Source organism: Aeromonas sp. S13(2024) (assembly GCF_041402405.1).
Lineage (GTDB): Bacteria > Pseudomonadota > Gammaproteobacteria > Enterobacterales > Aeromonadaceae > Aeromonas > Aeromonas veronii.
In genome coordinates this window covers 742,523-756,508 of the sequence record NZ_JBGLRA010000001.1, presented here as the reverse complement: position 1 = coordinate 756,508, position 13,986 = coordinate 742,523, and the positions used below count along the sequence as shown (strand labels likewise).

The 13,986-nt window shown below is 60.1% G+C and carries 11 protein-coding genes; 1 reads left to right on the top strand and 10 read right to left on the bottom strand.

What is annotated here, in order from left to right; translation table 11 throughout:
• Positions 1–122: 122 nt before the first annotated feature.
• The 6 genes from hybE to hybO are packed head-to-tail and all read right to left on the bottom strand — an operon-like array spanning position 123 to position 6,236.
• Positions 123–662 carry a hydrogenase-2 assembly chaperone gene (hybE, locus tag ACB042_RS03320; protein WP_204418840.1) on the bottom strand — a complete coding sequence of 180 codons (540 nt, stop codon included), beginning with the start codon at positions 660–662 and terminating at the stop codon, positions 123–125.
• Positions 644–1,174, bottom strand: coding sequence for a HyaD/HybD family hydrogenase maturation endopeptidase (locus ACB042_RS03315; RefSeq protein WP_101531152.1), 531 nt, complete (start codon positions 1,172–1,174; stop codon positions 644–646). The genes hybE and ACB042_RS03315 overlap by 19 nt, the downstream gene beginning before the upstream one ends.
• Positions 1,174–2,877 carry a hydrogenase 2 large subunit gene (gene hybC / locus ACB042_RS03310; protein WP_371177774.1) on the bottom strand — a complete coding sequence of 568 codons (1,704 nt, stop codon included), beginning with the start codon at positions 2,875–2,877 and terminating at the stop codon, positions 1,174–1,176. Before hybC ends, ACB042_RS03315 begins: the two co-directional genes overlap by 1 nt.
• Complete coding sequence (hybB, locus tag ACB042_RS03305) at positions 2,874–4,061, bottom strand: Ni/Fe-hydrogenase cytochrome b subunit (protein WP_005351459.1); 1,188 nt, start codon at positions 4,059–4,061, stop codon at positions 2,874–2,876. Before hybB ends, hybC begins: the two co-directional genes overlap by 4 nt.
• Positions 4,054–5,100: a hydrogenase 2 operon protein HybA gene (gene hybA / locus ACB042_RS03300; RefSeq protein ID WP_371177773.1), complete on the bottom strand. Its 1,047-nt coding sequence runs from the start codon at positions 5,098–5,100 to the stop codon at positions 4,054–4,056. Before hybA ends, hybB begins: the two co-directional genes overlap by 8 nt.
• Positions 5,101–5,102: 2 nt before the next feature.
• Complete coding sequence (gene hybO, locus ACB042_RS03295) at positions 5,103–6,236, bottom strand: hydrogenase 2 small subunit (protein ID WP_371177772.1); 1,134 nt, start codon at positions 6,234–6,236, stop codon at positions 5,103–5,105.
• A 1,256-nt stretch (positions 6,237–7,492) separates the two neighbouring features.
• On the opposite strand from hybO, the gene ACB042_RS03290 reads away from it, so the two are divergent.
• Positions 7,493–8,539: a diguanylate cyclase domain-containing protein gene (locus tag ACB042_RS03290; RefSeq protein ID WP_371177771.1), complete on the top strand. Its 1,047-nt coding sequence runs from the start codon at positions 7,493–7,495 to the stop codon at positions 8,537–8,539.
• 44 nt (positions 8,540–8,583) lie between these two features.
• Here the strand turns inward: ACB042_RS03290 and ACB042_RS03285 are convergent, their stop codons facing one another.
• Genes ACB042_RS03285 through ACB042_RS03270 form a run of 4 tightly spaced genes read right to left on the bottom strand, consistent with a single transcriptional unit; the run spans position 8,584 to position 13,714 of the window.
• Positions 8,584–9,720: a glycosyltransferase family 4 protein gene (locus tag ACB042_RS03285; protein WP_323935208.1), complete on the bottom strand. Its 1,137-nt coding sequence runs from the start codon at positions 9,718–9,720 to the stop codon at positions 8,584–8,586.
• Between the two features lie 12 nt (positions 9,721–9,732).
• Complete coding sequence (locus ACB042_RS03280; protein WP_150389202.1) at positions 9,733–11,004, bottom strand: glycosyltransferase family 4 protein; 1,272 nt, start codon at positions 11,002–11,004, stop codon at positions 9,733–9,735.
• Positions 11,001–12,407, bottom strand: coding sequence for an O-antigen ligase family protein (locus ACB042_RS03275; RefSeq protein WP_323935207.1), 1,407 nt, complete (start codon positions 12,405–12,407; stop codon positions 11,001–11,003). Before ACB042_RS03275 ends, ACB042_RS03280 begins: the two co-directional genes overlap by 4 nt.
• On the bottom strand, positions 12,395–13,714 hold the full coding sequence (locus ACB042_RS03270; RefSeq protein ID WP_042080505.1) for a lipopolysaccharide biosynthesis protein: 1,320 nt from the start codon (positions 13,712–13,714) through the stop codon (positions 12,395–12,397). Before ACB042_RS03270 ends, ACB042_RS03275 begins: the two co-directional genes overlap by 13 nt.
• Positions 13,715–13,986: the final 272 nt, after the last annotated feature.

Below are 13,986 nucleotides of genomic sequence, written 5' to 3'. Positions count from 1 at the left end.
TCTTGTTTTGTACCACTCACGGATCATCACTCAAAAAAGAGGCGGAATGCGTGTCTGAACATGGGAGTGAGGGGCCAAAATGGCCCCCTATTCTAAACTTGATTTCGCGTGAAACCTAGCGACTATACCGGTTGACCGCGCCGGGCACCGAATAGCCGTCTGCGACCCAGATCCACGCCGCCAGCCCCTTGCTGCACCGGCAAGGAGAGCAGCATCTTGAGGGTACTGCCCACCAGTGCGCGCCCCTCCCCGGCCCCGAGATGGGGATCGAGCGGCGACATCAGGGAGCAGGCCAGCAACTGACCACTTTCGGGCAATTCACCCACCATAAAGGTCATGTTGCCGCAGGGGAGCTGCAGGGCGAGCCGATCGCTGCTGCTGCGAATCGGCCAAAGCTGATCCGGCCCCGGCAGCACCACCACGCTCAGCATCCAGGGGGTGAGCACGCAGCCGAGCCACTGGTCTTCAAACAACACGCACTCCGCAACGATGGGCATGCTGGCGTGATAGAAGGGCAACGCCTGCATCTCTTCGCGAGCGATCCGCTCGTACTGGGCTACCAGCAGAGGCGCGGGATCGCTGGCAAAACCGACAAACTCCTGTGCCGTCTCCGGTACTCTCTCCAGCACTCTATCAACCTCGCTTAAATGGGACTGCGCCATAGGCCCTCCCGCGCTTGTTCAGCTTTCTCCTGCTCAGAGAGCGGGATGGCGGGGGCACCGACACTGGCCAGCAGGGTCAAAATCCGATCCGTCGCCTCCCCCATGGCAGCCGCCACCTCAGGGGTGAGGCCGATGCGCGGTTCGAGGGATTCGGGCTCGACCCCGATCAGGGTGAGCCGCTTGGGCGACTCCCCCGTCATATGCAGCGCCGAGAGCACATCCGCCAGCCCCAGCTGATGGGGGGAGATCTTGCGGCCAAACAGGGTCGGGATCTCCTCATCTTTCAGGGTCACCACTGTGCCCGGCGGATTACCGCTGCGCACCGCATCCACCAGAATGATGTGATCGCGACTGGCCATCGCTTCGAGCAACTCCATGCCGGCGGTACCGCCATCGAGCAGCTCGATACCGGGGGCGAAACGGTATTCGCGCCCCAGCCCCTCAACGATGCGCACGCCGACGGCCTCGTCACTCAAGAGCAGGTTGCCCACGCCCAGGATCAGGATGTTCATCACAACACCTTTACCTGAGTCGTTTCACCATTTTGGGTATCCACCACATGCACCGCGCAGGACATGCAGGGGTCGAACGAGTGAACGGTGCGCACCACTTCCAGCGGCTTGGCCGGATCGGCTACCGGGGTGCCCACCAGCGCCTGCTCGTAGGGGCCGGGTTCGTCGTTGAAGTTACGCGGGCCCGAGTTCCAGGTCGATGGCACCACCGCCTGATAGTTCTCGATCTTGCCATCCTTGATGACGATCCAGTGGGAGAGCATGCCACGCGGCGCCTCTTCAAAGCCCACCCCGCGAAACTCTTTATCCGCCGGGATCTCCGCCTTGATGTAGGCGGTGGTGTCCCCCTTGCCGATGTTGTCCACCAGCGCCTTCCACTGATGTGACAGGGTGTCTTTGAGCACACAGCAGCGCACCGCGCGACCGATGATGCGGCCCATGGTGGAGTGCAGCTGTTCAGTCTTGATGGCCGAACCGGTGAGCGCCTTGTAGATGCCGTTCAGCTGGTCGAAGTGCGCCACCGTCTCCGGGTGTTTGGCGGCAAGCTTCACCAAGAGGTCTGCGAGCGGCCCCACCTCCACCACCTTGCCGTAGAAGGTGGGGGATTTGACCCAAGAGTATTTGCCGTCATCCTGCCAACCGGTGTAGTTCGGCTCGGTCTTGCCCTCCCACGGCTTGAGCGGCTCGTCATCCTTGTACCAGGCGTGCTTGTTGCTCTCGGCAATGCCATCCATCAGCCAGGCATCCTGATGACTCTCGATGGGGCGATAACCCGCCAGATTGCCATTCTCGATATAGCCGCCCGGCATCAGGAAGCTGCCACCGTTGGCGTCGGTGGGCAGCTCCGGCACGCTCAGGTAGTGCTTGGCCCCCTGCCCCAGGTTCAGCCACTCAGGGTAGTGGGCAGCGATGATGGCGGCATCCACCTTGTAGACCTGCTCGATAAACTCGCCAAGCCGGTCGATAAAGCTCTTCACATAGAGCAAGCGCTCCAGGTTGAGCACGCTCGGTGCATCCAGATTGATGGGGTTGGCCACGCCGCCCACCGCCAGATTCTGGATGTGCGGGCTCTTGCCACCGAGGATGGCGACAATGCGGTTGGCATCGCGCTGGCACTCCAGCGCCTGCAGGTAGTGGGCCACGGCGATGAGGTTTACCTCCGGGCTCAGCTTCATCTCCTTGTGACCCCAGTAACCGTTGGCAAAGATGCCAAGCTGGCCGCTCGCCACCAACGCGCGGATCTTGTCCTGCACCTTGGTCAGTTCATCGGCACTGTTGAGGGACCAGGTTGATACCCCCTTGAGCATGTCCGCCGCTTTTTGCGGATTGGCCTCAAGGGCCGCGGTGATATCCACCCAGTCCAGCGCGGAGAGCTGGTAGAAGTGGACGATGTGATCGTGGATGTTGTGGGCCGCGATGATGAGGTTGCGGATAAACTGGGCGTTGACCGGCACCTTGGCACCGATGGCGTTCTCCACCGCCCGCACTGAGGCGATGGCGTGAATGGAGGTACATACCCCGCAGATGCGCTGCACTATCATCCAGGCATCGCGCGGGTCGTTGCCCTTGACGATCTCCTCCATCCCGCGCCACATGGTGCCGGACGACCAGGCTTTGGTCACTTTTCCGCCTTCGATTTCGCAGTCGATACGCAGGTGCCCCTCAATGCGGGTGATGGGGTCTATGGTGATACGTTGGCTCATACGTTGGCTTTCCCTCGGGCCTGATAATCTTGGTGAACACGTTCAAGTGATGGCAGTACCGGCAGCAGCCGGATCAACAGCAAATAGGCACACACCTCGATGGCAACGAAGCCCAGAGAGATCAGTACCTCCTCCGCGGAGGGGAAGTAGTGGTAGCCGTTGCCGGGGTTGAAGGCGAGCAGGGAGTAATCCAGTCGCCAGAGGGCGGCGCCCAGCAGCATGCTGAGGGCCCCCAGGAACAACATGCGCGAATCCCGGCGGCTCTTGTCCCAGTGGAACACCAGCAGCGGGAAGATCATCAGCGCAATCTCGCTCCAGAACATGATAGAGAAGCGATTGAACTCGGAGAGATACTCCGACTTGTCGTGGATGACGATCTCGGCAAAGCGCAGCGCCACAAACAGGATCAGGAAGATATCGATCACCTGGGTCAGCTTGTAGAAGAGCGACTTCTCATTGGGGCCCCGCCCCGCCAGTCCCGCCTGCACCAAAGAGCCCTCAAATACCACGATGGAGAAGCCCATGATGAAGGCGGTCAGCAGCGAAAAGACCGGCAGCAACTCGTAGCTTTGCCAGAGCGGATGGATCTTCTCCCCCGCCACGATCATCAACGAGCCCATGGAGGATTGGTGCATGGTGGGCAACAGAGCCCCCAGCGCCAGCACGAAGAACATGATCTTGTTGAGGCGAATGAGTGACGCCTTCCAACCGAACTTCTCCAGCAGCACGGGAGCGAACTCCAGCGCCATAACCCCGATATAGATGGTCATGCAGACCGCCGTCTCGAACAGCACCGAGGAGGTGTTGAAGTGACCGGGCAGGTAGAAGTACGGCAGGTTCCAGTAACGGCCCACGTCGATGGTGATGGAGAGGCCACCGAGCGAGTAGCCAAACAGGCTTGCCAACAGCGCCGGTCGCACCAGCGGGTGGTACTCGCCCCGGTTGAACACATAGACAGCCCAGGCCAGTGCCCAGCCGCCGCAGGCGAAACCGGTACCGATCAAGAGATCGAACGAGATCCAGAGCCCCCAGGGGTAGCCGCCATTCAGATCGGTGACCGAGCCCAGCCCGAAGACGAGGCGTTTCAAGATCAACATGCCGCACAGCACGGCAAAGGGGGCCAGCACCAGCACAGGCCAGCTGACCAGCTTGCCGCCGAGGGGATGTGCCTTGTGATTACTCATGATCCATGCCTCCCTTTGTGGTGCCCTGATCCTTGATCTGCGCACTCCCCTGATCATGGCCATCATCGTGATGGTGATCGTGACCATTCTTGGTGTTGCGGCGAATGAGCACCGAAAGGCCGGTCAGCACCACCATGGGCAGCACCATCCCCTTGTAGAGGGTGTGCTGGATATGCTCGGAGCGGGCACCGGAGGAGAGCTCCGGCAAGTCGGGCATGTCGAGCTTGGTGTAGGGCACCCCGGCCAGCACCAGCACCTGGGTGCCGCCCCCCTCCTTCTCGCCATAGACGTAAGGCTGGTAGTTGGGCACTTCGTGCAGGTAAGGGTCGTTGGCAGAGAGGGTCTGGCGCGGATAGGCATATTCGCTGCCCGGAGTCGCCAGCAGACGACGCTTGGCCTCGGCCATCAGCTCCTCGCGGGTGCCGAAGATCACGGCACCGGTGGGGCACACCTCGACGCAGCCGGGCAATTTGCCTTGATCGATCCGTTCAAGCCCCTTCTGGTTGCAGAGCTCGCACTTGTGGATCGCCCCCAGCGGGTTGTCATAGTCATATTTGGGTACATCGAACGGGCAGCCCACCATGCAGTAGCGACAGCCGGTGCAGACGCTCGGGTCGTAGTGAACGATGCCGGTCTTGGGATCTTTTTTAAGAGCCTGCACCGGGCAGACAGAGACGCAGTTGGGATCGACACAGTGCATGCACTGCTTCTTGATGTAGGCGTAGCCATCCACAAGCTGATCCTTGTGCTCGCCAGTGCCGCTCTTCCACACCTGAATGATGTTGTTGGTGTAGGGGGTCAGCTTGTCGTTGTTGGACCAGGTTTGCGCCCCGGCTGGATTGGCCGGGTTGCCGTTGAGGCGCTGACACTCCGCCACACAGGCCTGACAGCCGACGCAGAGGGTGGAGTCATACAACATGCCGAGCGCGCCGGGAATGGGCGGCTTGTTCTTGGCCGCCGCCAGTGCGGTGCCGGGTACGGCTGTGCCCGCCGCCAGCGCACCGACGGAGGCGAATTTGAGGAAGTTGCGTCTGTTCACGGTTACTCCTCCCGTGATGGGTGCTGCCCGGCTTCGTGGCGCTTCTGCTGGCGACCGAGTTCACGCACCGTCATCAGACTCACCCCCACCAACACCCCGAGGGCGCCACCGATAAGGCCGGTCGCGGTGGGCGAGGTATAGCCCCCCTCCTGAATTTTCACATCGGGTTTATCCACCCGCGGAGTCGGGTTCTCGACCTTGGCAAGCTGGAAGATCCCCTTGCTAAAACCAACCCCCTGCTCGTTGCAGCCATAACAGGGGTGACCGATGCCGACCGGCCAGATGCCGCCGCCCACATCGCAGAACTCCAGAGTTGAACAGTTGCCGTAGGTCTCCGGCCCCTTGCAGCCCAGATGGTAGAGACACCAGCCCTGCCGGTGGCCCTCATCGCCAAACTCCTTGGCAAAACGCCCTGCATCGAAGTGCGGACGGCGCTCGCAGTTCTCGTGGATCAGCCGTTCATAGGCAAACAGCGGACGCTTCTTGGCATCGAGCGCAGGCAGCTTGCCGTAGGTGATGTAGTAGGCAACCGTGGTGAGGAAGTTGTGGGGATTGGGCGGGCAACCCGGGATATTGATGATGGGAGTGCCGATATTGCCGAGGGCCTCTTCGAGACTGACGGCACCGGTCGGATTGCCACCGCTGGCAGGCACACCGCCCCAGGCGGCGCAGGAGCCGATGGCGATCACCGCAGCCGCGTCGGCGGCAGCACGGCGAATATGGTCGACGATAGGCTCACCGGCCACCATGCAGTAGACGCCGCCATCCTTGAGCGGAATGGAGCCATCCACCACCAGCACATACTTGCCTTTATAACGCTTGATGGCGTTGTGCTTGTTCTCTTCCGCCTGATGACCAAAGGCCGCCGAGAGCACCTCGTGGTACTCCAGCGAAATGGTGTTGAGGATCAGGTTCTCGATGGTGGGGTGCGTGGCGCGCAGCAGCGATTCGGTACAACCGGTGCACTCCTGCGCCCCAATCCAGATCACCGGCGGCCGTTCGGGGCTGGTGAGCGCAGTGGCCATCTTGGCGACGGCATGCTGACTTAATCCCAGGGTTGCGGCCATCCCGGCACACAATTTCATAAAATCACGGCGATTAATCCCATGAGCCGATAAAAAATTATCCTCGACCATTCTTCTTATTCCCGTAGTGAGCACTTGTTTGATAAATGCTTAATAGCGGAAATGCTAAGGACTCACCCACCCTGCAGTATTGATCTCTATCAATTTCGACCGGCTTACCCCTATTTTCATAGCGAGCCACATCACAAATGAAATTAATTACCCCCAAAGAGATATTTAGCAACCCCGTAAATTTTATGAACTTAATTGGATATTAAATAATTAATCACCGCATATCCTCTCTTTCACCGCGAGCCAAATTAACATGATTGAAATATTGGCTATACCGCTCATTTCACAATACTGATGCCCACCCATAAATGATCCATTGAATATATCTTTACTCATTCCATTGCATATTCCATACAGTCATCCACGGGACAACCTCCTGACTTGCCTCTCCACACCAAAACGGTCTCACGGCCAGCTACCACCGGTAGCAAGCACGGCCTGCACGGCACGATTTACCTGCTGTCGCTTGGTTTCAGTTTGCATTTAGCCTGCACTGGACGGCGATGATTGCTTCTGCTAACCCACACAGCACAACCCCGCTTGGCCTCCCTGCCGTTTAACACCGCTTAATGAAAAGATGCCGCCGAGGTATGCATATCAATACGCTCCCCCCCACTCTTTTTTGTCTTGGATGCTGGTGAGTAAAATATCGCAATCACGGATATGTTTACGCATCATCGTGAATCTGCATTCAAATTAATGGTAAGAGAAAAGGCAAGGTGGAAGACTGTCTGCAACATAGACATCATATTTAACTCGCGATGCATTCGCTCATCCGGTTACAGATGTTACCGCCCACCTTCACACTATTTACCTTCACGTCACCCTGCGTAATTAACCAGAGCGTAAATATCCATTCCCATCGATATAGATGATAATTATTCTTGTTCAATGGCAACCCCAAAAAATGAGTTTGGATGACGATAAACATGACAAACGATAAGCGTGTTAATCATCAGCCGAGCAGTGGCTCCAGCCACTACCTTGCCTGATCGAACTCGAACTCGTTGACAGCCCTGATCACCTCGTGAAATGCAGCCCGCAGCAGTTGCAGAGAGAATGCCTCCCCCCTGAATGCCTCTGATAACAACGCTATAGAGCCTTGTTTCTGGCTGGCCCTACGGACACTTGCCAATAACGGTAATCGAACAAAAAAACGAGAAAAATCAAGATAGATAGCCAATTAAAATGACATAATTGACTATAGTTCAATCGAACGTTTGAAAAACGTGACCACTTCACATGGGCCCAGCGCAATGACCACTGAACGGGAACCGTTGATCCGCTCACTGTTTGATGAGTACATCGAGCTGTATTCATCACGGGATGATCGGCTCACCACGCGGTTTAGCGACAATTTCAGCGGTTTTGCCGGCAGCAGTGATGTTCTGGTTACCGATAGGGATGAGTGGATACGGATAACCCGCCGCGATTTTGCCCAGATCCCGGACAGGATCCGCCTGGAAACACTCGATGTAACCCTGCAAGATCTGGCCGCGGATGTTGTGGCGGTCACCGCCTTCTTCCATATCCATCTACCGAAATCAGAACCTATCCTCTCCCGCAGAACCGCCAGGCTGGTATTGATTTTTCGACACGAAGCCATGGCGTGGAAAATTGCTCACAGCAGTATCTCCATCCCTTACGGTCTGGCTCGCGAGAACGAAATCTATCCGATGACCAGTCTGGAGGAGCGCCAACATGAGCTGGAGCTCATTATCGAGCTCAGAACCAAAGAGCTGGCGGAAGCGAACCGGAAACTGGAAGCGCTCAGCAATACCGACGGGCTCACCAACATTGGCAACCGTCGTCTGTTCGACAACTCATTGAACCAGGCCTGGGAGCGCTGTATTCAGACAGAGATGCCGATTGCGCTCATCATGCTCGACATCGATCATTTCAAGCAGTTCAACGACCTCTATGGCCACGTTGCCGGTGACGAGTGCCTTCGATTGCTGGCCCATACCCTGGCGCAATCCGGGCGCCGCTCGGGGGAGTTGGTGGCTCGCTACGGCGGAGAGGAATTTGTCATCCTGTTGCCACATGTCGAGCGTCAATCCGCCTATGAAATTGCCCAACATATCCAGCGGCTGATTTTTGCACTCGCGCAGCCACACGCACAAAATGCCACCGGTCTGGTGACCGTTAGCATGGGTGTTGCCTGCCTCAGACCATCGAGTCACTGGCAGCCGTCTGAACTGGTCAAACTGGCTGATACTGCACTCTACACCGCCAAATCATCCGGCCGTAACTGCATCAGAGTGGCGGAGTCACCCAGCCTTCCGCAACCAGTCTGCCCATAAGTCCCTCATACACCCCCATCCTCCCCACGGGGAACCACTGTGCGCTAACCATGCACGGCAAGGCTCAACGCATCCCATCGCAACATACCTTCCCACTGATCCAGTGTGCTTTGGTAGGTATCCGCCGCGTTGTAATGGACCATGGCATGCAGGCGGGCATGATGGCCAAGTCGCTTGACCACGTCGGGCATGGCATTGAGGCTGACCAGCACCCGCGCCAGATCGCCGGGATCGTTTGGCTGATATTTACGGCAATTCACGTCATCCGTAAGGTGTCGGTCCCACCAGGCGCCATCGGCCGGGATCACTACACATAATCCTGCCGCCATGGCCTCCAGAATGGAGAGACCAAAGGGTTCCTGATGACTAGTGGAGACAAAAATGCCGCATTGAGATCGGATCTCGTCAAGATTGGCGGGGTTGGCATACCAGTGCGTGTCTGGCAGCTGTGGCTGAGGCTGGCTGCAGGGTTGCAGCGTGCCCTTGGGCTGCAGATAGCACACCATCAGCTCGGGGCGAACATCAGGGATCATTTGATGGGCGGCCAGCATGGTCTCCAGCCCCTTCCAGCGCAGCAACGAAGCCGCCCACAAAATGCGGGGACCACCCAGGGTCGCTTTGGGCCAATCAATCTCACTCAAGCCGTTGGTAAATGGCTGCCAGTGTGACGGGAACTCGGTCTCGCCAAGCCGGGCCAGCAATGCCGCCAGGGAGCTGCGGGTTGATTCGAGATAAAACACAAAACTCGCCCGTTGCAAAGCTCTAGCAGAGAGCCCCGAGCCCCCCACAGGGCCATGGATCAGCTGAACCACCCGGCACCGCAACCAGCGGGCCGCCCAGTAACAGCAGAGATCCACTCCCGGCCCGGACGCCGCCACCAGGCACTTCACCTCCCCCAAGCGCAACACCAGCCAGAGGATGAGCAGGGTCTGCCACCCCTGTTTGAGCAGATAGCCGATGCCGGACTCACGCCCCTTCAATATGTGGGGCAACCAAAGGGGATGATGCTGACAACGGGGCCAGGAGTCGGGATCCTGGGTCAGCACATGGCATGTGAGCCCGGGCATCCGTTTGGCCAACTCATCGAGCAGCACTTCGGTCGCAACCTTTGAGCCCCCGCGAAACGGGATGGGATCCACAACGATGACCTTTCCGAACACCGGCTCAGTTTGCATGCTCATCTTGCTGCTCCCTTACTCTGGTACCTTGCGGCGGCCAAACCCCAACTGCACTTTTTGCGCCACTCTTGCCATCCCACTCGCCAGCATATTGCGACCTCTGGCAAGGAGGCGTTGCCCCGCCCAATGCATGAGTGGTCGGAAGGGTGTGGGGGCCGTGGCGTGCCAACGACCAGCCAGCGCGGCGTCCCACACCGCCGTGACCCCGTCGACATAGCGCGCCACCGTGAACAACTGTGCGGCACGCAACTGAGCGGCCCGCCCCATTTCACATCGGCGCTGCGGATTGCTCAATTGCCGCCAGTGATCAGCCATCTCGGCCCAATCCCCCGGGGTTGCCAGCAAGCCGGTCACCCCCTCCTCCACTACTTCGGGGATGCCGCCCACCCGATAGGCACTGACCGGGAGCCCCAACATGCCCGCCTCCGCCAACGTCAGACCAAACACCTCCTCACGGGCTCCGGAGACCAGCAGATCCACCCCGCCTCGCAAGATAGCGGCACTGTCCGGCCGCTCGCCGAGAAAGTGGACACGCTCGGCCACCCCGAGCTCGACAGCCAACGCCATCAATGCTTCCCGCTCCGGGCCGCTGCCAATGATCAGCAACTGAGCCTCCTCCCCCGATGCCATCAGGGCAGCCAGCGAGCGGATCAGCAGATCAATCCCCTTGCGTTTGATCAATGAGCCGACGGTTGCGATGATCATATCCCCCGGGCGCAAGCCCAGCATGCCGACGACCGGCCAGTGAGCACCGTCATTCAGGCGAGCAGCATCGACCCCGTTGGGTACCCGGATCAACCGATCGGCCACGCAGCCATCCTGGCGCCAACCGGTCAACACCGGCTCGCTCACCCCGATCAGCACGCTTGCCTGATGAACCCGCAGGCTGAACCTGTCTCTTGGCTGGTAACGGGCATGGAGGTGGCACACCAGCGGTACCTGCAACGCCCGACAGACCCCCGCCAGCCACTGACAAGGGGCCGCGCTGTTGGCGTGCACCAGCCCAATCTGCCGCTCGGTGATGAGCTCTCTGGCTCGCCCGGAGAGGCGCCGATGGGCTGCAAGATCAAAACGGGGCGCCTGCCATCCCAGCAGCAGGCTGAACGGCTCGACCATGGTTTCTACCCCGAGGGTGGCCGCCTCTGCCGCCAGCGTCGGACTATTGCACCAGAGCAGGGGCGTAAACCGGCTGCGATCGAGGTGGGCCAACAGATCCAGCAGGCAGCGTTCGCTGCCGCGGATCCAGTCCTCTCCGTAGTGAACCAGCAAAACAGGGGTTGCGTTCATCCTCTTGCTCCCGTTGGTGGCACTGCCGGCAACCGGGTTGCCTCCTGATGATCCTCAGCGGTGGCCTTTACCTCTGTGGCCGCATGCTGCACGTACTTGATGGCGGCGACGGCCAGCGCCAACTCCAGATAGATGGGCCAGGTAAACCCTTGGGTCAGGAAGGAGCCCGAAATCACAAACCCCACCATGCTGGCCATCACCCCCTGCATCGCCGTGATCACTGCAGGAGGCATGCCAGCAAGCTGGCAACGCCAGCCACTGCGCAGGATCACCGTCACCATGCCGATAAACAGCGCCAGCCCGACAAAACCGGTTTCAGCCAGCACCCCGAACCAGGTGGAGTGCACCGCATGATTGAGCCCGTCCCAATGGGGGCTGTAGAAGAAGTAGTTGTAATAGAAATTGGACAAGCCCACCCCCACCAGCGGATGGCCCAGCGCCATGCCCCAGGCCGCTTGCCAGGCGTAGATCCGCCCCATGGCCGAGGCATCGACCCCGCTCTCGGCGGCGCCGCCAGACGCCCGGTCGCTGATCCCGGCGGCGGCAAACAGCACCAGCAGCGCGACCATCCCCAGCGAGATCAACAGGGTTTTCGACTTCACCCGCTGCCAGGCAAACAGGCCACCAACGGCGCAGATACCCAGCAGACCACCGCGGCTCTGGGTGGCGATAATGGCGGCCGCAGTCAGCGCAAAGCCGAGCCCCCCCAGTAAACGCCCCCCCACCCCATTACCCTGATTGAGCAGCAAGCTCAGTGAAAAGCCGGCAGGAAAGAGCAGCACCAGCGCCAGATCGTTGGGATCCCCCAGCACAGAGCCCAGCTCGCGCCCTATGGTCACCCGGGTGCCCTCCACCAGCCCGATCCCGCTCGCCTTGTTGTAGAGGGCCACCAGCGCCACCAGACAGCCCGCCACAACAAAGGTGCGCACCGCCAGCGCAAAATCCCCCGGGGTGCGCACCAGCCAGGCGGTGGCCAGGGTCATCAGATAGATCTTGCTGTAGCTGCCGGTCCAGGTGGCGATCGCCTCGCCCCGGTTGCTGGCAAACAGCACACCGATGGAGACCATCACAAAGAAGGCCGTCAGCCAGCTCAGTGCTGGACTCCAGTAGGGCTTGATCCGGCCGGTCAGCAAAATGTGCCAGACCAGTGCGCCGATGGCGGCCAGCGAGAAGAGCAGCGGGATCTTGAGGGGATAGAGCTGGGGGAACACCTCATGCAATCGAAAGAAGGAGAAGGTGACAAACCCCAGCACCATCAAGAAGGGCCAGCGCAGGGCAAACCAGATGGCGGGAATGGCAAGGCCGAGCACCGGCAACAGCAAGGGATGGGGAAGCCGCCACCAGAGCAGAGCCAGCACCAGACAGATGGTGCTTGCCCAGATGGCCGGCGTTAGACGAGCCATGATCCTGCCCACCATTGGCCGAGCCAGACCATCGCCAGCGCCCCGAGGGAACTGGCCCAGAGGGTGGAGAGGCGATACGGCAGTGGCAGCAACCGCTGGCTCACCAGATAAAAGGCCAGCGCCCGTACCAGATAGACCAGCAGCAGAGTCCAGATCACCCCGGCGACCCCGAAGGGGGGGATGGCGAGCAGAAAGCCTGCGACCCCAAGGGCGCTGCAGCCCAGATTGATCACCATCTGGGCATTGCTCTTCTCGCCGCTAAAGCAGCCGACATTGAGCAAGTCCGAAACATTGCGCACCGCCATGCCCAGCACCAGCAGCGGAATATAGGCAATCGCCCCGTGATAGCTCTCCGGGGTCAGCCAGCGAATGAGCAAGGGGGCAGTGAGCCCGACAATCCCCGCGGTGACAAACCCCAGTACCGACCCCATCACGCTGTAGTGAGCATTGAGTCGCAGTCCATCCGGTTCGCGCAGCAGCATGAAACGGCGGGGATACCACCAGAGGGCAAAGGGTTGCAGCAGAAGTCCCACAGCCAGCGCCAGCTTGCCCGCCACCGCGTAGTAGGCAAGCAGCGCCTCACCCACCACATCGGCCAGCAGCCAGCGATCCAGTCCGCTCAGGGCAAAGCCTGCCAGCCCGCTCACCACCAGGGGCAATCCATAGCGCAGCAGCGGCCGATAGTGCTGCCAGTCAAAGCGGATCCCGCTATCTCGCCACTGCCAGAGGCTCAGCAGCAACGCCAGTGCAACGCAGGTCAGGGTGCCGGAGGCCAGCACCCCGCTCACGCCCCAGCCGAGCCAGAGCCACCAGCCAGTCAGCAGGGACTGGATCACCGCCTTGCCTGCGGTCGCCACGAAAAAGAGCCGGGCCTGATTGCGCATCCGCAGCCATGCCAGTGGCACGCCGATCACCCCTTCAAACGGCAGGGCGCAGAGCACCCAGCGCACATCCGCAAGGCGGGTTTCAACCGGCAGCCAGGCTTGCACCAGAGGTGCCAGCAGCCAGAGCAGCACCAGACTGGCCAGGGCGATCAGCCAGACCAGCCCAAACATGCGGGCCACCACCTGCTGGCGCTCCTGCTCATCTTTCGCCAGTCCGGCAAAGCGGTAGAGGGCATCCACCAGCCCGAAGCCAAGGATCAGGGAGCCCAGATTGATGAGGGTCAGCAGCACCTCCAGCTGGCCGTATTCACGAGGCAGCAGCTGATGGGTCAGCACCGGCAGCATCAGCAGGGAGATCCCCTTCATCAGGAGCAAGCCGCCGGCGTAATAGAGCATGGCAATCTGGTTCACACCAAGTTTCATAGGGCCTCCCAGCCACCCGAAGCATCCTGCTCCGGGTCAGCTACCGCTAATGCAAAGCCCACGCCACTCACTCCCGCCCTGAAGCGATAGCCCCTCTGTGCGGCTTAACCGGCCTGAACAAGCCCAGAATGAGACTGGCATTTGCGTTTTGCACAACGCTGGCTGCAAATTGCACCGACCGGCGCAATCTGCCCCTCCTCTTAGCCCCATTTGGCCCGATCACGCTGGGGCCGTCCTGTTGGCCCGATCCCTGCTTTCTGCTTAGCGAGCAA